The organism is Aerococcus sp. BD502 (assembly GCF_057919555.1).
Genome location: NZ_CP147972.1, coordinates 1,651,301 through 1,671,115, shown reverse-complemented (window position 1 = coordinate 1,671,115; position 19,815 = coordinate 1,651,301). Strand labels below are relative to the sequence as shown.

Here is a 19,815-nt window from a genome sequence, read left to right as displayed (position 1 = left end):
AAAAGGATTCTCTGCCATTGTTTAAAATCATTTAGCAAATGCTAGGCTCCTAAGTCAAAAAAGTATTGAAAATAAGAAAACCCTTGTCAAACGATAATTAGACAAGGGATTTTGAGTAGGGAAATATATCATTTTTAATGAAATAAAGCTATTTAGCAGCTGACAAATGTTGAATTTCCCTATCTATATCATATTAGCTATTTATTCCCACTCAATCGTTGCTGGTGGTTTACTCGTGATATCGTACACAACGCGGTTGATGCCTCGCACCTCATTAACAATGCGGTGACTAATATGATCGAGTAATTCATAAGGCAAGCGAGCCCATTCAGCGGTCATGCCGTCCACGGAGGTAATCGCACGGATACCAATGGTGTAATCATAAGTCCGCTGATCACCCATGACGCCTACCGACCGGAAACCAGGGAGAACCGTGAAATACTGCCAGACATCGCGGTCCAGGCCATTTTTAGCAATTTCTTCGCGCAAAATCGCATCAGACGCCCGCACGATCCGCAATTTTTCCTCTGTGATCTCGCCGATCACCCGAATAGCTAAGCCGGGACCAGGGAAAGGTTGCCGCCATACAATTTCATCAGGCATGCCAAGGGTCGTCCCCAGGGCCCGAACTTCATCCTTAAAGAGCGTATTAAGGGGTTCAATCAGGGTAAATTGCATATCTTCAGGCAAGCCCCCGACATTGTGGTGGGACTTGATAGTTTGAGCAGTTTCCGTACCGGATTCAATCACATCGGTATACAAGGTCCCTTGGGCCAGGAAGTCAATACCGTCAAGCTTATGAGCTTCATCATCAAAAACGTAGACGAATTCATTGCCGATAATTTGCCGTTTCTTTTCGGGATCGCTGACCCCTTTTAATTTACTGAGGAAGCGTTCTTTGGCATCCACGGGAATAATATTGAGGCCAAATTTGCCACCTAATGTGTCCATCACTTGCTCGACTTCGCCTTCACGCAAGAAGCCATGATCGACAAAAATACAGGTCAATTGCTCCCCGATGGCTTTTTCTAATAAAACCCCAACGACTGAGGAATCAACACCGCCGGACAGGCCTAAGAGGACTTGACGGTCGCCCACCAATTCACGAATTTCATCGATTTTAATCGCGATAAAGTCTTCCATGGTCCAGTCGCCCCGGGCTTGGCAAATATTGAAGACAAAGTTTCTTAAGAGCTCCTGGCCATGCTCCGAGGCGCGAACCTCGGGGTGGAATTGTACCCCAAAAACTTTTTTCTCTAAGGACTCAAAGGCCGCTATGGGACTATGGCTAGCTTTAGCGACAATTTCAAAAGCTTCTGGTAACTCGCTCACCCGGTCCCCATGGCTCATCAAAACTTTTTCCTCTTGAGCAAGGCCAGAGAATAAAGGACTCGACTGGCGCAAAACGGAGAGCATTTGCTGACCATACTCACGCTGATTGGACGGCTCTACGCGGCCACCGAATTGCTTGGCCAAAAGTTGCATCCCATAGCACACCCCTAAGATCGGTATATTTAAGTTATAGAGGCTCGGGTCAATATCCAAGGCCCCTTCATCATTAACCGAGCTGGGGCCACCAGAGAGAATAATTCCTTTGACTTGGCCCATAGCTTTAACATCTGCTGCTGTCGTTTTATGCGAATGCAATTCTGAATAAACGCCCATTTCACGAATGCGCCGTGTAATAAGCTGATTATACTGACTACCGAAGTCTAGCACAACGATTTTTTCCACGTCATGCATGCGATCAATTTCAGACACAAGCTCACTTCCTTTTTTTAATCTTTTCCTCGTTTAAATTTTACCGTTAAATCTCGTTTCTTGCAATATTTATCAAATTATTAGGCAAAAAGCCTGCGACTCCATTCCCTTCCCTCCTCATCTTCGATACAATAGAAAGGAATAGGAAGTGAGAAAATGAATAAAGGTTTCGGTGAGGCTTATGGTAAATTGATTCTTACCGGTGAACACAGTGTCGTCTACGGGGCTTTAGCCCTAGCGATGCCTTTTCGGGCAGTTAAATGCCAAATCGAACTCACACCAGCAGAACATTGCTCTACCATTTCCTCATCGCTCTATGAAGGGCCTTTTGGCCTAGCACCAGATGCACTTTTAAATCTAAAAATTTTATTCGAACGCTTAAACCGAGATTTTAAGCATAGCGAACGACTCGTTCATATTAATATCAACAGTAATATCCCCACGGAACGTGGCCTAGGCAGTTCGGCTGCCACGGCAATTGCTTTTGTGCGCGCTTATTTTTCCTATTACCAAATGGCTTTAAGCGAAGAACAATTGCTTGAGTATGCAGACTTAGCTGAAACCATTAGCCACGGTAATCCTAGCGGCCTCGATGTGCGTTTAATTGCTAGAAATATTGGCCTGGCCTACCAGAAAGAAAAACCGCTAAAACCCTTCGCCTTTAAGACACCTTACTGGCTGCTGCTCAATAATACGGGCATTGAGGGAAATACGAAAGCCTCTGTGTCGGCGGTCGGCAATGCTTACCACAGCCATTATCCCACGCGGCGCTTAGCGACTAGACACATTATTGAGCGCATGGGCAGCCTTTCTAAGCGTATCCAAACCTTATTAGGCTATTTTACCCCAGCAGCGATTGGTCCCAAGCCCCCTAAAATTTATGAAGAACTCTGCCAGGCTATTCAAGCGAATCACCAGGCCTTGCAAAGTATTCAAGTTTCCAGCCCAGAATTAGATGAATTGGTCTACCAAAGCCAGGCTTGGGGTGCAGGGGCAAGCAAATTAACCGGGGGCGGCGGAGGTGGCTGCAGTTTTAGCCTCTGCAAAAATCTAGCGGAAGCCCAAAAGTTACAAGAAAAAATTAAAACCGCCCAACTGGCCGAACAAACTTGGCTTGTACCATTAATTAGCCAGTAAGGCCAAAGAAAGGAGAGACAGCCATGACTCAATTGGTGGGTACCTGCCGGGCCCATGCGAATATTGCCCTCATTAAATACTGGGGGAAGAAAGACGAAGAGCTATTCATCCCCATGAATAGTAGCCTTTCCCTCACCCTTGCGGCTTTATATACGGATACTCGCGTCAGCTTCGATTCAGCCTTGACTGAAGACCATTTTTACCTGGATGGCGTCAAACAAAGGGCCGAGGAAGTGCTTAAACTAACTCAATTTCTTGATTTATTTCGGCAAAAGGCAGGTTCTACAGCTAAAGCCTGTGTTGAAAGCTACAATCATGTGCCCACAGCAGCTGGGCTAGCCAGTTCCGCTAGCGCTTATGCTGCGCTTGCTGGCGCCTGCCGGGACGCCTTAGCCTTAGACCTCTCTGATAGCGAACTTTCGACTTTTGCCCGCCGAGGGTCAGGTTCAGCGACCCGTAGTATTTTCGGAGGCTTTGTCAAATGGGAAAAAGGCCAAGATCACTCCTCCAGTCGAGCTTATCCCCTTCCGGTTTCCGCCTTTAACTACAGCATGGTCATTGCCCTAGTCAATGCCGGTAAAAAAGCAATGAGTTCCCGAGCAGGTATGGCCCATACCCGAAAAACATCCCCCTACTATACCCTTTGGCCAAGAACTGCGGAAAAGCAATGCCAGGCCTTGGAAAGGGCCTTAGCAGCCGAGGATTTTATGCGCGTAGGCGAAATTATGGAAAGCAATGCCATGCGCATGCATGCGACCATGCTCGCCAGTGACCCAGTCTTGTCCTACTTTGAACCAGGGACCATGGAGGTTATTCAAGCCGTGCAAAAAATGCGTGCTGCTGGTATTTCGGCTTACTACACGATGGATGCTGGCCCCAATGTTAAAATTTTATGCCAGAAAAAAGACCAAGGCAAAGTTGTCAGTTCCCTAAAGGACTTTCTAGCTCCCAAACGCATTATTCCCACGGAAGCTGGTCCGGGGATTCATTCTTTAGAAGCGTGGCCCTATGAAAAACATTAAAATCCGCATTCCCGGCAAGTTATTTTTAGGAGGAGAATATGCTATCATGCATCCAAAGCAAGCCGCCTTAGTGCTTACTTTAGATGCTTTTTTAGAGGTCAAACTTACCCCTGCCAGGCATTACCAATTGCTCACCCAGCACCGAGGGGAAACCATCACCTTTAATTTGAAAACGACCAAGCAAAACCTTAAAGAAAAGGATAAGGATGAACGTTTTGCTCTGATGCTTAAGGCCCAAGACATCGCCCATCAGTATTTGGACCTCCAGGGCAGGAAAACTTTAGCCCCCTACCGTTTAAGCTTAACCTCTCAGTTGGAGGACCCAACCACCAAGCAAAAATATGGGTTAGGGTCGAGTGCCGCTGTTACGGTCGGCGTTATCCGTGGCATTTTAACCTACCATGGTCTATTGCCCGAGTATTTGCAACCAGCTGATGCTCTCCTGCTTTTTAAATTGGCTGTCCTTTGCCAAAGCAGCCTGCAGATGGCCGGCTCCTATGCGGATTTGGCAGCAGCCGCCTTCACGGGTTGTGTCGCTTATCAAAATTTCAATCACAGTGACTTCGCCCCCACTCACAAACTCAGCAACCGGCAACTGGAATCTTATCTTAACCAAGATTGGCCAAACCTAAGCATTCAGACTCTCCCCTGGCCCGAAGAGTGGTCCGTAGTGGTGCATTGGGATCAAGAAGCCAGCTCCACGAGCCGCCTCCTAAAAGAGGGTCAGCCGCTCACCCCCACTTGGGAAAAAATCTTTCAAAAAGAAAGTCAAAACTATGTGCTTAAGCAAAAGAAAGCCATATCCACCGCTAATTTTTCCAAATTTAAAAAGGCCAGTGAGCAACTCGCTGACTTGCTATTAGCCTATACACAGCGGCGGGGAAAAAATTATGATACTCAATCTTTTCAAAAGGTGCGCCGACTTGTGCAGCACCAGAAAAATTTAGCCTGGAAAATATCAGGGGCTGGCGGTGGGGACTGTTCCCTGGCCATCGCAAAAAATAAAACCGCCGCTGAACAGTTTAAGAAAGAGCTGCAGGCAGCGGGCCTGCGTTATCTTGATCTTAAGTTCTACCAGGAAGGAGCTTCCCATGACTAGTCATCGTAAGGATATGCATATGAAATTAGCTTTGGCCACCTACCAAGCTCGTGAAAAACGTCAACCCGATTCGCCTTTTGCGGATGCTTGTTTCGTCCACCATGCCATCCCCCACCTCAATCAAGCAGATATTGATTTAAGTACCACCTGTTTTGGTCGTACTTTCCCCTATCCTTTTTATATTAATGCCATGACCGGGGGGAGTTCTTGGGCCGAAGAAGTGAACCGTAACCTGGCCATTGTCGCTCGGGAATGCCAATTACCGATGGCTTCCGGTTCCGTTAGTGCCGCTTTAAAAGAGCCTCAGTATGAAAAAAGCTACGAGATTATTCGCGCTACTCACCCAGAGGGCTTCCTGTTTGCGAACTTGGGCATGGATAAAAGCTGGGCGGAAGCCGAAAAAGCAATCAACCTGCTGGCTGCTGATGCCCTGCAAATTCACCTCAACACCCCGCAAGAATTAATTATGCCTGAAGGTGACCGCAATTTCCAACAGGCCTATCCACACTTAGCTGAAATCGCAAAAAAATGCCCACTCCCTCTCGTGGTCAAGGAAGTGGGCTTTGGGATGAGCCAAGAAACAATTGACGAATTGCTCACCCTGCCGATTGCTGCTATTGATGTGAGCGGTCGGGGTGGGACCAATTTTGCGGAGCTGGAAAATATCCGCCGCGAAAAGCGTGAGCTTAATGAACTAACCACTTGGGGGCAGAGCACCTTAATTAGCTTACTCGAAGCTCAAACTTACCTAAACCAAACAACGATCCTTGCTTCAGGTGGGGTGACGACAGCCCTAGAAATAGTCAAATGCTTAGCTTTGGGCGCCCGCCTCGTCGGCCTCAGTGGCTTTTTCCTGAAGCATATTTTAAGGGAGGGCGTGGATAAGACCATTGCCCGCGTCGAAGGCTTGAAGGAGGAACTCCGCACCATCTACCTCCTCCTGGATGCGAAAACAACCCATGACCTAACAGCGACTGATTTGGTTATTTTAAATGAAACCGCCGCCTGGTGCCAAGCCCGGCAATTACCCTATCAGAAGCTCGCTTGCCGCCGCAGGCAAAAAAAGCTAACAACAAAAACTAAAGCTCCGCACCCAGAGAATTAACCTGCTTAATTTCTCGGTCATAGTCCATAAATTTTTGAATAAAATTATAAGGATCCACCAGCCCAATCGTGCGGGCAAAGCGAGCTAAACTTGTTTCTTTCAAGCCCGACCGTTTCATCAGATAGGGATTGGTGGCTACCTGCACCGGAACATCATCGGCGATTAACTCGCCGGCAGCCATGACTAAGGTGCGTCGGGTGTAAGATAACATGACTTCAATATCATGGGAATTAATAATTAAGGCAATATTATGCTGTTGATTCACCCGGTAGAGGTAGCCCATAAATTCAATATAATGTTTGGAGTCTTGGCCTTCGGTCGGCTCATCAATAATTAAAAGCTCTGGTTCAGTAGCTAAAGCACAAGCTAAGACCAGGCGCTTTTTTTGTCCATAACTTAAAAAGCGAATGGGCATTTCGCGCGCAAACCATAAGCCCATGGCATAGAGTGCCGCATGAGCCCTTTCATTTTTTTCCTCAACTAATAAATTTTCGTGGCGCAAACTTTCATGAACTTGTTCCCCAACGGTTCTTTCCGTGAGTAGCTTTTCAAAATTATGGGGAATATAACTGATATTCGGCCGCTGACCAGCCTGGCCCGTACGCCGGTAGCCTCCGTACCATTGCATGGCACCACTCATGGGTTGTAAATCCCCACTAATGAGGCGGGCTAAGGTCGACTTTCCCGCACCATTGTCCCCCGCAATACTGATCATTTCACCCCGTTGAACTTTCAAGGAGACATCGCGAACCCCTTGCTTTTGTCCGGCGAAAAAGTAAGACACATCACTCATCTCAAAAAGAGTCTCCCGCGACTGGCGGAAGCGAAAACTGGGAATCGAAGCGACCCAATTTTCCATCGTCGCCCGGAGATGAGGCCCGTGGATTTTTTCCACATTACTAATATTTTTTAACTGGTGGAAAGGATAACCGGCGTAGCGCATGGCCGTGATGTAGAGTGGCTCACGAATATTCAAGTCCCCTAAAACATCATTGTGCAGTAAACTATCCAAACTGCCTTGGAAAATGATACTACCATTCAGGAGGACAATCACCCGATCGATATGACGATACATCATGGGTTCCATGCGGTGGGCTGCAATGATAACGGTTGCGGCGGTTTGGACATAAAAGTCATCCAAAATTTCAATGAAACGGCGACTCGTCCGCGGGGCTAAATTAGCTAACGGTTCGTCAAAAATATAAACGGGTTCTTTGGCTTCCACCATTTCAATGAAGCGATACATGTCCTGCTCACCAGCGGATAACTCTGCCAGCGTTTTCTGCCTAGTCGGCTCGGGCACAGGTGCGAGTAAGGACCACAAACGGCCCGCAAAGGAATCCGAACTTTGCCCTTGGTAATGCAATTCTTGATTGCTATTCAAATCACCAAAATATTTAGCAATCTGTTTATCGGCCTGCGGCACTCCTTCATCATTCACTATTAATGTGCCATTAACTTCACCAGGGTATTTTTCACCACCCAATTCACCGGCCAAGGCCCGCAACAGGCTCGTTTTCCCCGAGCCATTTTCCCCTAAAATTAAGACTTTTTCCCCGTAATTGATCGATAAATCAATATCCTTTAAGGCCGGCTCAGGCCGGCCAGCATAAGTAAAGGAATAGTCCTTAAACTCAATCCAACGTTTCTTCATCTTCCAAGCCCTCCCTATTGGCTGTTTCCCTTCCAATAATTAATACCTCCGGCTGTAGCTCGACCGCAAATTCTTCGGCGACTTTCTTTTGAACGGCCTGAATAACAGCCAAGTAGTCACTGGCCGTGGCATGATCGACATTAACGATGAAGCCCGCATGTTTCGTCGATACTTGGGCACCCCCAATTTGAAAGCCCTGTAGGCCAGCTTTTTGAATTAAGGCACCTGGATATAAGCCTTCGGGACGCTTAAAGACACTCCCACAAGAAGGCAATTCTAAAGGCTGGCGATTTTCACGCAACTCAGTCAAAGTGGCGACGGTCTCCTTGATTTCAGAAATATTCCCCTTGCTTAAAGCCATCGTGACACGGACGACAATGTCTCCGGTCTCCCGAACAACAGAGTGCCGATAGCTGAAATGCAAAGCTTCACGAGGGATTGTTTTTAACTCTCCAGCCTGAGTAATCACCTCAATACTATCGACAATGTGGGACATTTCACCACCGTAAGCGCCGGCATTCATAAAAATGGCGCCCCCCAGACTACCTGGAATACCACAAGCAAATTCTAAGCCCGTTAAATGATGCTCCGTCGCCAATTGACTGGCTTGAATTAGGCCGGCGCCTGCTTCGGCAAGCAATTTTTCTCCTTCAACTTTGAGCTGGCATAATTTTGTTAAGACGAGGACAATGCCCTGAATGCCAGCTTCACGAATAATGAGGTTACTGGCATTACCAATGACGGTTAAAGGTATTTTCTCTTGGTGGGCATATTGGACCAGACGCTCCACTTGGTCGATCGTTTTAGGAAAAACTAAAACATCACCAGGACCACCCGTTTCTGTGTATGAATAATGCTTCAGTGGTTCATTAAATTTCATATCCACATCATTAAATTGTTCTTTGAATTTTTTAAATACCATCTTGCCGTCACCCTTTTTCTTTTATTAAAAGTTGAACTTATCATATCACAAAGAGAGGAAGCGTGAAAAGTAGCGGCTTCCACGTCCCTTAAACTTCTCATTGAGACCTCTATTCTGCCCAGCTACTAGCTTCCAATAAGCGTTCCAATTGCTGGCCACGTGGGCCCACGCCTTCAACCGTCAGTTGACGCTCCCCGTCTCCTTGGCGCGTAAGCTTTAGCCAAAGGTAATTGAGAGGCAACTCGTCTTGAATAAATTGCGGCCATTCAATCACACAAAGCCCATCACTATCCAAGTAATCCGCTAGGCCCACGTCTTCAGCCCCAGTTTCTTCTAAGCGATATGCATCGATATGGTAAATTGGGAAATTTTCCCCTTCATATTCACGAACAATCGTGTAAGTTGGACTCTTGACAGCAGCTCCTACCCCCAAAGCTCTGGCAAGGTAGCGGGTGAAAGTGGTTTTTCCAATACCCAAATCACCTTCGAGGCACAACACATCTCCCGTTTTTAAGGCCGGGGCAAAATCTTCAGCAAAAGCTGCCGTCCTGTTTTCATCTTGCCATACAATTTTCTTTGCCATAACGACTCCTTTATTGCTTCTGCCTCTTAGCTACAATGCTTGGGCGGCGGTAATGATCGCTAATTTATAGACATCTTCTTCATTACAGCCCCGTGAAAGGTCAGAAATAGGTTGATTCATCCCCTGTAAAATAGGGCCAATCGCTTCAAAATTTCCCAGCCGTTGGGCAATTTTATAACCAATATTTCCTGCCTGAATATCCGGGAAAATGAAGACATTGGCCTTGCCGCCCAAAACAGAGTTTGGGGCTTTTTGCTGGGCGACGGCTGGCACAAAGGCCGCATCAAATTGCAATTCGCCATCCAATTTCAAGCCTTCAGGCGCCCGTTCTAGGGCCATTTGCGTGGCTTGGGCCATTTTCTCTTGCCCAGCACTTTTAGCGGAACCTTTGGAGGAGAAACTTAGCATGGCGACCCGGGGGTCTAAGCCAAATTGCCGGGCCGTATCGGCAGAAGCTAAGGCAATATCCGCCAAGGTTTCGGCATCCGGATCAATGTTCAAGGCACAATCCGCAAACAAATATTGCTCTTCTTCTCTAAGCATGAGGAAGGCCCCAGAAACGACCTTGTAATCCGGCTTAGCTTTAATAATTTGCAGGGCTGGACGCACGGTTTCGCCAGTCGTATGAACAGCGCCAGAAACCAAGCCATCAGCTTGATGCAGGTAAACTAACATCGTGCCAAAGTAATTCTCATCCTGCAATAACTTCTCACCCTCTTCACGCGTTGCCTTCCCTCGCCGGCGCTCTAGGAAGGCCTCTAACATCTCTGCTTGCCCTTCATAAGTTTGCGGATCAATAATGGTTAGATCAGCGAGCCGCAAGCCTAATTTTTTTCCAATGGCTAAAATGGCATCACGAGAGCCCAAAAGAATGGGCTCGAGTAAGTCTTCTTGCTGGAGGCGGCAAGCAGCATGTAAAATCCTAGGATCGGTTCCCTCGGGAAAAACAATCTTTTTTTTCGAGGCAGCAATTTTTTCTTTTAAACTTTTGAACACGGCAAATTCCCCTCTCAGTTTCTAACGCACGCTAGCAGCAAATTTTTCAATCAAAGCTTGACTAATGGCTTGCACATTGGCACTGACCTCTTCATCCACTAGGGTTCCAGCGGTATTTTGATAGAAGAGCTGGTAGGCCATAGACTTCTTCCCTGTCTCAATATTATCACCTTGGTAGAGATCAAACACCTGAACCGACTTGAGGTAAGGCTGGCCGAGCTCAGTAATGAGATCAACAAGGGCCTGGTTAGGCACATCTTCAGCCACCACAAAAGCCAAGTCACGGCTAATCCCAGGATATTTCGGTACCTCCTGGTAGGTGACTTCCTTATCGGCATGCTGAACTAGTAGCTGCATATTTAATTCGAAGCCATAAGTTTCCCGGGGCAAGTCATAGGCTTTAGCACATTTCGGATGCAGTTGGCCCAAGTAGCCGAGCGCCACTTTTGCTTGCTCGGTTTTTAACACGATACGCGCTGTCCGACCAGGATGCATATCCACATAAGCTGTTTCGGGCTCATAGCGCAATTCCCCTCTTAGTGGTAGCTGGGCAAAGAATGCATTCAGCTTGCCTTTGAGGGCATAGAAGTCAGGCTGTTCTTCCGGAACGTCCCAGGTTTTCTCCTGCGACCCCGTCCAAAGCCCAGCTAAATGATTCACCCGGCCCCGGCTTTCATGGGCTTTCTCCCAATAATGCAAGGTTCCTAATTCATAAATCATGACTTCCTGGCGCTTGCGGGCTAAATTATACTGGGCAATATCTAAAAGACCGGTGAGTAAATTAGTTTTTAAAACACTGTGATCTTGGCTCATCGGCATTGCTAAGGCAATCGGCTGGAGCTTGTTTTGCTTGAGTATACTTTCCTTAGCCTGACTTGTTAAGGAATAAGTCACCACTTCGTCGAAGCCTAGGGCCCGCAAGCTCTGACCAGCCCGCTGCTCTAAAGCTTGGGTGGTCGTATAACCCAATTCATAACCTTGGACACTAGGCAGTTGACTAGGCAAATGGTCATAGCCGTATAGGCGCCCCACTTCCTCAGCTAAATCTGCCGGCACGCTCACATCATGGCGGCGTTTGGGAATTTCTACCGTAAAGGCTTCGGCACTGCCTCTGACTTCAAACTGCAAACGTTCCAAGAGCCCTTTCATCTCTTCATAGCCTAAGGTTGTGCCGAGCAGTTGATTAATGTAGGCTGTTGAGGTGGTGATTTGCCTATTCGCTTCTGGCACCGTACTCTCTCTTTGCCCACCCTGCAGTTTAACCGTAGGCTGAATCCCTTGTAAAATGTCCACACAGGCCAGGCCAGCAGATAAAATTTGACTTTCATCAATACCGCGTTCATTTCGGATGCTGGCTTCACTACGCAAGTGATAACGCTGGGCGGTTTTCCGCACATGAATGCGTTCGAAGCTAGCCGCTTCAATCAAGACATTGGTTGTTTTTTCTGTGACTTCAGTCGCCAAGCCACCCATCACACCCGCTAAGGCTACTGGTTGCTCGCAAGCTGTAACGACAAGATCACTGCTGGCGAGGCTGTGTTCTTGGCCATCCAAAGTGGTCAATTTTTCACCCGTTTGGGCCAGGCGCACACCCATATTTTGGCCAGGTAAAGCGTCCGCATCAAAGGCATGCAGGGGCTGGCCATATTCTAAGAGAATGTAATTTGTCGCATCGACCACATTATTAATGGGACGGATGCCGGATTTCATGAGGCGGGTTTGCAACCACAAGGGGCTCTCCTGGACCTTCACTCCTTGAATCAATAAAGCATTGTATTCCGGGCATAATTCTGGATCAGAAATCGTAACTGACCAAGCCTTCAAGGATTTTAGGGCTTCTGTTTGCGCTGGTTTATGCGCAAATTTAAGTTTTTCATCATAGATGGCTGCTAATTCGTAAGCCGTGCCCCGGTAAGATAGGGCATCAGCCCGGTTAGGGGTTAAATCAATATCTAAAATAGGGTCGGATAACTTCATTAAATCCGTTATTTTTTCCCCCACAGACGTGTCCGCCGGCAATTCCATGATGCCGTCACTATATTTAGCTGGGATGACGTCATTAGGAAAGCCCAATTCACGCAAACTACAAAACATGCCACTTGAGGTTACCCCGCGGAGTTCGCTGACGGCGATGGTCAAATTTCCCGGCAGTTTGGCCCCCGGTAAGGCGGTGATCACTTTGAGACCTTTCCTTACGTTAGGCGCCCCACAAACAATCGTTTGAGGCTCACCTTGGCCCACATCCACCTTGCAAATGGATAATTTATCCGCATTGGGGTGGGCTTGGCAGTCCAAAACTTGGCCAACAACAAGATCTTCACTCGGCTCTAATAAGGTTTCAATGCCTTCAACCTCGAGGCCTGTTCGCGATAGGCGCTCGGCCAAATCTTCAATAGAAATTTCAGGTAAGTTAACTAAGTCTGCCAGCCATTCATAAGCCAAATACATGTTAAGACCTCTTTTCTTGAAATTGCTCTAAGAACCGTAAATCATTTTGGTAGAAGGAACGAATATCGGGAATCCCATATTTTAACATAGCAAGTCGATCAGCTCCTAAACCAAAAGCAAAGCCTTGGTAGGTTTTAGGATCAATATCAGACATTTCCAAGACACGGGGATGCACCATGCCCGCTCCCAAAGCTTCAATCCATCCGCTACCTTTACAGATATTGCAGCCCGCTCCATTGCATTTAAAGCAGCTGATATCAACCTCTACCGAGGGTTCTGTGAAGGGGAAGTAACTGGGACGTAGGCGAATTTCACGATCAGAGCCGAACAGTTCCTTCGCCAGTAAATCCAGCGTCCCCTTAAGGTCAGCTAAGCTCACCTCATGGCCTAAAACCAAGCCTTCGATTTGATGAAATTGATGAGAGTGCGTGGCATCATCGGCATCGCGGCGGTAAACCTTGCCTGGACTCACCATTTTAAGGGGACCGCGGGAAAAGTCGTGCTCGTCTAAAACCCGAGCTTGGACCGGTGACGTATGGGTCCGGAGTAAAAATTTATCATCCACATAAAATGTATCCTGCATGTCTCGCGCGGGGTGATCCTCAGGTAAATTCATGCGCTGGAAATTAAAATAATCGCTCTCCACTTCCGGACCGGTCACCACCTGATAGCCTAAGGAGATGAACAAAGCTTCGATATCACTCATGACTTGCTTAATAATATGTTGGGTCCCCATTTTCGTCGGCTTCCCGGGCAGAGTGACATCGATTTGCTCAGCCTTTAAACTAGCTTTTAAAGCCTCTTCGGCTAAATATTCTTCCTTCTCCTGCAAGCTTTTTGTTAAACGGTTTTTTAACTCATTAGCGAAGCCCCCCACTTTTGGGCGTTCTTCTTTGGGCACATCCTTCATCTTCCTTAAAGCATCGGTAATCGGCCCTTTTTTTCCTAAATACTTAACACGCAAATCTTGGACGGTGGTTACCGTCTCGGCTTGTGAAATTTCCTCATTAACCTCTTGCTCGATAGCTTTTAGCTGGTCAATTAACATCCTTACCCTCCTAAATAAAAAAAGAGCCCTCGTCAGGGACGAGAGCTCGTGGTACCACCCTAGTTTAACTAGCGAACTAGTTCTTTAGTGCTATAACGGTTCAACCGGCTTGCTTTTGACGTGATCTCCCGCAAGCAACGACGAAAGTGAAAACCAAAATAAAAATGCCTGGAAAATTTTCAGCTGTCTTTCCCTCTCTGTTAAGCATTCGGCTATTTTGCCTTTTCCGTCATGGTTATTAAATGCTTATTTTCCTTGTTCCATCCAAACGTCTGCCCAATCGTGCAATTGATTGAAAACAGGCTGTAATTTCATGCCTTTTTCGGTTAAACGATAGACAGAATACTTCCGACCATCTGCCTCAACATCTTCCTTTACAACCATACCATAACCATTTAGCTGGCGTAATCGTTCAATAAGGACGCGGTCAGAAATACCGGTGATGCTATCGCGTAATTCACCAAAACGCAATGGCTGCCTAAATAAGCTTTGAATAATAAGGCCATTCCATTTTTTACCAATCAATTGAAAAGCACGTTCAAATTTAGGGCATAAGCTTGGGACGTGTTTTTCTGAAGCCACCTTTTCTTCCTCCAATCACTATGCTTACATTGGTAAGTGTGCACGGGTTCTTAGCATGTATTTTTTACACCAAAAGTATGCTTTTTTAAAGCAGGGCTCGATAAAGTCCACCACTGCCACATATTTATCTACAAAGGTCACCAAAAAAGATTCCCGATAACGCGGCAGCTGAGGACTGGCTAGCCACATATGTTTTAAAATAATATCCTCTTCCTTAGCGCTAAGCTCAGTGACAACACGCGCATTTTGCAAGGCAATATAAGGATGATTCCTTAAGTGTCCGCCTTTAGAAAAAGTCACTTCACCGGGATAGTAATAAAACAAATCATGCAGTAAACCGGCCCGGGCAACAGCACGAAAATCAAGGTTCAGCCGCTTTGCGAGCCGGTAGCCTAAGTAAGATACATGATAGGAATGTGTCAAACGATTCCCATAAATGTGCTGTTTAAAAGCTTTTAGGTCGGTCACAAAGGGGTGATCTTTGATATCAAGAATTAAGGCCTGATAAGCCTTATCTTCTTCCCAAGGTTTACTTTGCATTTTGGTCATGTGTTACCACTCCACACTTACAGTCTCTAGTAAAAAAATTTATTTTAAGGATCCTAGTCCTTTAGCTCATATAGTGTAATCGCCGCGGCAATGGCTACATTTAAAGATTCTTGCCGGCCCGACATAGTGATATATAAGCTCTCATTAGCCATTTCAATGAGGTCGGGTCGAACGCCTTGACCCTCATTTCCAAAAATAACTGCTAAAGGCTTATGTTGATGTGCAGCAAAGTGTTCTAAGGGCGTCGCTTTCTCATCCAAAGCAGTCGCCACCACATGATAGCCCACTTGCTGTAAATCTCTGATAGCTTCGTTAAGATTTTCTTCCAGTAATTGAACATTAAAATGACTACCTTGGGCCGACCGCAATACTTTTTCATTAAAAGGATCAACGGTCCCTGGCCCAAGAATAATTTGCCTAAAATTAAAGGCATCGCAAGTTCGAATGATTGTTCCGAGATTGCCAGGATCCTGAACGCTATCTATTAACACAATAGCTTGCTTTTCTTTAAGTGTCAAATTAAGCCCATTAGACGGGGCTTTCACATGGGTAAAGACGCCTTGTGTCGTTTCAGTATCGCTCAGGTAATCAGCGAGCTCTTCACTAAGCAATTCATGGGGATAAGCTTGGTAGGCTGGTTGGAAAGCTTCAGAGGTAGCATAAATCCCTAGAATTTGGTAGGAGGAAGCTCTTGCCATCCCCAGCAAGTGTGGTCCTTCCACCAAAAATTCCTGGAATTTTTTACGGTTCTTTGCTTGCTTCAAAGCCGCTAAATGCTTAATTTTCTTATTTTGCCTCGATGTCAGCATACCAATCTCCATTACTGTCTATTTTATTCACTGATTAAACGGTAAATGGCATCCGCATAAATCGCCATCGCCGTAAACAAGTCGTCTAAGCGGGCATACTCATTGGCTTGGTGCATGGTATCTGGGGTATCTGGGAACATGGCTCCATAAGCCACTCCACGTTCGAAGAGGCGACCATAAGTCCCGCCACCGATCACTTGCTCATAGCCTTTCTCGCCAGTTTGATCTTCATAAGCCGCTAATAGCGTTTTGACCAAGGGATCGTCACCACTAACATAGTGAGGATCACGGTTGCCATCGGAATCTGTCCGTTTAAAGCCATAAGTTTCGCCTAAGCTATCGAATTTTTCACCAATATCGCCGTAGCTAATGCCACGTGGCACCCGCATGTTAATGACAATTTGAGGGTATCCTTCTAGCCAGTGGATAACCCCAGGGTTAAGGGTCAAATCCCCCATCACATCATCATGGTGATCCACACCCGTTTCCTTACCGAAGTAATCGCCGTGCAATTTTTCAGCTTGGAAGCGGAGGAATTTATTTTCCTTTAAGGCAGGAACGGCTTTGAGGAGGAAGCGGGCCAAATGAGTGGCTGCATTTTCACCATGTTGAGGATTGCTGCCGTGCGCAGCCTTCCCTTTGGCTTGCACCAAAACCATGCCATCACTTTCTTCAAGGGTAATTTCAACCGGCTCTTCATCATTGTAAGCTTCAGCTTCAGCTTTCAAGTCAGCTAGGGCGACCCCTTTCAGTTGGGCTTTGGCCTCTGCAGGCACCATATTCTCCCGTTGGCCAGCAGTAAACTGAACCAAAGTTTCATCACGATCTGTAAAGTCTAAGTAAACTGTGTATTGGCCCTTTTCACCATTAATAATAGGGAAAGTCGCGTCCGGCGAAAAGCCTAAATCTGGCATCGGTTCGGTTTTAAAGTAGCGGTCCATGCACATCCAGCCGCTCTCCTCATCTGTACCGACGATAAAATGAACTTTTTTCTTCAAAGGTAAGTCCAAGTCGCGAATAATTTTCAAGGCGTAATAAGCTGCCATAGTTGGGCCTTTGTCGTCGCTGGCTCCGCGAGCGTAAAGGTTACCGTCCTTAATAACCGGTTCGAAAGGATCCGTTTCCCAGTACTTATCGACAGGAACAACGTCGACGTGGCCGAGGATCCCGAGCGTTTCATCCCCCTCGCCGAATTCTACTCGGCCGGCTAAATTATCCACATTTTTGGTGATAAAACCGTCACGTTCAGCGATTTCTAAGAAAGTATCCAAAGCTTTTCTTGGGCCGGAGCCAACAGGTTCTTCTTCAGAAGCGTGCTCATCATCGCGCACACTATTCACACGGAGTAAGGTAAATAAGTCCTCCAAGTATTCATCTTGGCGTTTTTCGACTTCTGCTTTCCAATCGATTGACATCATTTATGCCTCCATCCAATTTATGATCTATTTTTCAACTTCTTCCATTCAGTATAACATAAAATACAGCGGGTTACACCTGAACACCATAGCAATTAAGCGTTTTACAAACCTAAAATTTCCCGCAACTTTTCCGCCTTATCTCCTAATAATAAATCCAAGCGCTTAAAGCGAAGTAAAAGAAGTCCATAAAGCCAAACGCAGGTCAAAATGATCACGAGCATTTGCAAGGCTTGGCCTTTTAAATTAGGGTCGGATAGTAGGACATTGAACAAAGCATTTAAGCCAAAACCTACCAAGCCCATCAAGAGAGCTGATAAAATAATAGGTTTGACCGCCTGCCATAAGTCTAGCACCGCATATTGTAACTGCCGCCTTAAGGCCAGCATGTAAAACACATTAACCACCGTAAAACTCAAAATGGTCGCCCCCATCGCTCCCCGCGTCGCAAAGGCCTGAATCAATGGAAATTGCCAGGCCAGCTTGATAAGTAAACCGAGTACCAAACCTAAAATAGCTTGGCGGTGCTTGCCCAAAGCTTGGAGCATGGAAGCATGAACCGCGTAAGCTCCCAGTAAAAAGGCAATCACGCAGCCAAAACGCAAAAAAGTTGTTCCTAAGGGGTCAGGCCGAAACACTAAGCCATAAACGGGCCCCGCTAAAATGGCTAAGCCGATGCAAACCGGAGCTAGCACCATCAAAAACAACTGGTAAATATGCTGGACCAATTCACTGGTTTTAGGGAAGGGGATTTTGGTTGTGATCCCCTCTTCCCCCGCATATAAGCCAGACAGCACCGGTAAGGCAGTCGCCGAAATGGCTAAGCCTAAAGAGACCACCACCGTAATCAGCTTATTAACATTTGCCATAAAAATACCATACTGGTCAATCGCTTGGGCCTCACTCAAATGGCCAACATAGCGAATAATGGGCATGTAAGTATTGGTATCAATTAATTGGGTAATCTCAATCCCGGTGCCAGTCACAATGAAAGGTATAGCCACCGTAATAATTTCTTTGAATAAGTGGCCGGTAGAAATATCACTGCGGCTTAGATCCGGTTCGGTCGGCTGATAGTCCGCGCGATGACGCCAGTAAATGAGTCCCAAGGTTATAATAGCAACTAAGGCACCCACAAAAGCCCCTAAAGTGGAGTGGACGACCGCATTAACGAGCGTCCCTCCTTGCACCTGGCGAATCAGGTAGACCGAGCCTAAAATATAAATCACGCGAAACAGCTGTTCCATAATCTGGGAAATCGCGCTCGGCCGCATATCTTGGTGGCCTTGGAAATAACCGCGGAAAATGGACAGTAGCGGGAAAACCATCAAAGCAGGCACCAAGGAACGAATCGTCAACACCGCATCAGCCGTATGGCGCACCGGGGTCGTTGCAGCAAAGAGAGGCGCTAAAGCATATAAAACTAAGCCACTGATCACTCCCATTGCCGCCATTAAAAAGACGGCATGCCGGTACAATTTACGGCTCGTTTGGAACTCTTGGCGCGCATTGTAAAAAGCGATTTGCTTGGCAATCGCCGAGGGCACGCCGGCCACTGAAATGCCTAAAAAAATCGCATAAAAGCGGTAGCCTACATCAAATAAGGCATTCGCTTCATTAGCGGTTTGCGGGTCCCCCATCCAGCGCATCCAAGGAATAATATAAAGTAAACCTAAAATACGCGAAGCAAAGGTGCCGACCGTCATCCAAGCCGATCCTTTATTCATACTAGCCGTGGCTTGCCTTTGCTCGTGCTTATTATTTTCTTTCATTCATCTCCACCTACTTCATATTTATAGCTTTAGGAAGGCTACCCCTCATCTTCCTCCCTACCTTGGCGAACGAGCTGGGCTAAGTCCCCTAAAACACGTTCAAACTGTAAGCCTTCACGGACAATTTTAGGATTATCAATGGATAGGCTAAGTATTTTCGATACCCAAGTCACCCCCTGCCGCGTTGCTTCAGCTAGTGGCCAACCGTTCGTCATTAAGCCGACTAAGATACTAGCAAAAATATCGCCAGTCCCATGGAAACGGCCGCCCACAAAAGGAGCCTGGCAAAGGCCACCTTGCTGGGTGGTCTGATCCCAGTAATAGGCCCCCGTTAACCCCTGCCCGTCATAACCTGCTCCCGTTAACACAAAGGAGGTGGGCTCTGGAGTATTAATCTTTTGTTGCATACGGCTTAGGGCTGCTGGCGGCAGCAAACCTTCTTGGTAAGGCTCATGGTAGAGGAAACTCGCCTCGGTTTGATTGGGAATAAGCACATCGGCCTGCTGGCAGAGGTTGCGCATTTTTTTTGCATAGCTTTGGTCAAAATTAGCATAGAACTCCCCATCATCTGCCATCACGGGGTCAAGGAAAAACTGTCCGTTACTTGTTAGTAATTGGGGAATAACGTCGTGTAGGAAGTCGATTTGCTCACTACTACCGAGGTAGCCCACATAGATACTATCAAATCTTAAGCCCATTTGCTGCCAATGACCAACAATTTTAACCATTTCAGAAGATAAATCTAAAAAAGTATAATCTTCAAAGTCAGGCCCTGTATGTGTCGACAAAAGTGCCGTGGGGAGTAAAGTCCCCACCAGCTGCATGGCACTAATAATCGGTAATACGGCCGTCGTCGAATTTTTCCCATAGCAGGAAATATCATGCACAATTAATACATTTTTCATGAATAGAC

Annotated in this window: 17 protein-coding genes; 4 read left to right on the top strand and 13 right to left on the bottom strand. The window is 46.7% G+C overall.

Annotated features, from left to right (window positions below; all coding sequences use genetic code 11):
- Positions 1 to 201: 201 nt before the first annotated feature.
- Positions 202 to 1,743, bottom strand: a complete 1,542-nt coding sequence (gene guaA, locus WF803_RS08010) for a glutamine-hydrolyzing GMP synthase (protein ID WP_489611915.1) — start codon at positions 1,741 to 1,743, stop codon at positions 202 to 204.
- Positions 1,744 to 1,917: 174 nt separating this feature from the next.
- Between guaA and mvk the strand changes: the two genes are divergently transcribed.
- From mvk to fni, 4 genes are read left to right on the top strand one after another with little or no spacing between them, the layout of a single operon-like run.
- The gene (gene mvk / locus WF803_RS08005) at positions 1,918 to 2,898 is read left to right on the top strand and encodes a mevalonate kinase (protein ID WP_489610960.1); all 981 of its coding nucleotides are present in this window, start codon (positions 1,918 to 1,920) and stop codon (positions 2,896 to 2,898) included.
- A gap of 23 nt (positions 2,899 to 2,921) precedes the next feature.
- Positions 2,922 to 3,920: a diphosphomevalonate decarboxylase gene (gene mvaD, locus WF803_RS08000; RefSeq protein WP_489610959.1), complete on the top strand. Its 999-nt coding sequence runs from the start codon at positions 2,922 to 2,924 to the stop codon at positions 3,918 to 3,920.
- The gene (locus WF803_RS07995) at positions 3,907 to 5,019 is read left to right on the top strand and encodes a phosphomevalonate kinase (protein WP_489610958.1); all 1,113 of its coding nucleotides are present in this window, start codon (positions 3,907 to 3,909) and stop codon (positions 5,017 to 5,019) included. The genes mvaD and WF803_RS07995 overlap by 14 nt, the downstream gene beginning before the upstream one ends.
- Positions 5,012 to 6,124 (top strand): type 2 isopentenyl-diphosphate Delta-isomerase, encoded by a 1,113-nt coding sequence (gene fni, locus WF803_RS07990; protein WP_489610957.1) that lies wholly within the window; start codon positions 5,012 to 5,014, stop codon positions 6,122 to 6,124. The genes WF803_RS07995 and fni overlap by 8 nt, the downstream gene beginning before the upstream one ends.
- Here fni and WF803_RS07985 read toward each other — a convergent pair.
- The 12 genes from WF803_RS07985 to WF803_RS07930 form a co-directional block, all read right to left on the bottom strand.
- Positions 6,099 to 7,778, bottom strand: coding sequence for an ABC transporter ATP-binding protein (locus WF803_RS07985; RefSeq protein WP_489610956.1), 1,680 nt, complete (start codon positions 7,776 to 7,778; stop codon positions 6,099 to 6,101). The genes fni and WF803_RS07985 overlap by 26 nt on opposite strands.
- Positions 7,759 to 8,700, bottom strand: coding sequence for a UDP-N-acetylmuramate dehydrogenase (gene murB / locus WF803_RS07980; RefSeq protein WP_489610955.1), 942 nt, complete (start codon positions 8,698 to 8,700; stop codon positions 7,759 to 7,761). The genes WF803_RS07985 and murB overlap by 20 nt, the downstream gene beginning before the upstream one ends.
- Positions 8,701 to 8,809: 109 nt before the next feature.
- Entirely contained in the window at positions 8,810 to 9,283 is a 474-nt protein-coding gene (tsaE, locus tag WF803_RS07975) for a tRNA (adenosine(37)-N6)-threonylcarbamoyltransferase complex ATPase subunit type 1 TsaE (RefSeq protein WP_489610954.1), read from the bottom strand.
- 30 nt (positions 9,284 to 9,313) lie between these two features.
- A complete protein-coding gene (gene pta / locus WF803_RS07970; protein ID WP_489610953.1) occupies positions 9,314 to 10,279 on the bottom strand; it encodes a phosphate acetyltransferase in 966 nt (321 codons plus the stop codon).
- A 21-nt stretch (positions 10,280 to 10,300) separates the two neighbouring features.
- Complete coding sequence (gene pheT, locus WF803_RS07965) at positions 10,301 to 12,727, bottom strand: phenylalanine--tRNA ligase subunit beta (protein WP_489610952.1); 2,427 nt, start codon at positions 12,725 to 12,727, stop codon at positions 10,301 to 10,303.
- Position 12,728: 1 nt separating this feature from the next.
- Positions 12,729 to 13,775 carry a phenylalanine--tRNA ligase subunit alpha gene (gene pheS, locus WF803_RS07960; protein ID WP_489610951.1) on the bottom strand — a complete coding sequence of 349 codons (1,047 nt, stop codon included), beginning with the start codon at positions 13,773 to 13,775 and terminating at the stop codon, positions 12,729 to 12,731.
- 246 nt (positions 13,776 to 14,021) lie between these two features.
- On the bottom strand, positions 14,022 to 14,357 hold the full coding sequence (locus WF803_RS07955) for a winged helix-turn-helix transcriptional regulator (protein WP_489610950.1): 336 nt from the start codon (positions 14,355 to 14,357) through the stop codon (positions 14,022 to 14,024).
- A gap of 24 nt (positions 14,358 to 14,381) precedes the next feature.
- Positions 14,382 to 14,906, bottom strand: coding sequence for an HD domain-containing protein (locus tag WF803_RS07950; protein ID WP_489610949.1), 525 nt, complete (start codon positions 14,904 to 14,906; stop codon positions 14,382 to 14,384).
- 53 nt (positions 14,907 to 14,959) lie between these two features.
- A complete protein-coding gene (locus WF803_RS07945) occupies positions 14,960 to 15,715 on the bottom strand; it encodes a TrmH family RNA methyltransferase (protein ID WP_489610948.1) in 756 nt (251 codons plus the stop codon).
- A 23-nt stretch (positions 15,716 to 15,738) separates the two neighbouring features.
- The gene (gene pepV, locus WF803_RS07940) at positions 15,739 to 17,130 is read right to left on the bottom strand and encodes a dipeptidase PepV (protein ID WP_489610947.1); all 1,392 of its coding nucleotides are present in this window, start codon (positions 17,128 to 17,130) and stop codon (positions 15,739 to 15,741) included.
- Between the two features lie 104 nt (positions 17,131 to 17,234).
- Positions 17,235 to 18,902 carry a putative polysaccharide biosynthesis protein gene (locus WF803_RS07935; protein ID WP_489610946.1) on the bottom strand — a complete coding sequence of 556 codons (1,668 nt, stop codon included), beginning with the start codon at positions 18,900 to 18,902 and terminating at the stop codon, positions 17,235 to 17,237.
- 38 nt (positions 18,903 to 18,940) lie between these two features.
- Entirely contained in the window at positions 18,941 to 19,807 is an 867-nt protein-coding gene (locus WF803_RS07930; protein ID WP_489610945.1) for a pyridoxamine kinase, read from the bottom strand.
- Positions 19,808 to 19,815: the final 8 nt, after the last annotated feature.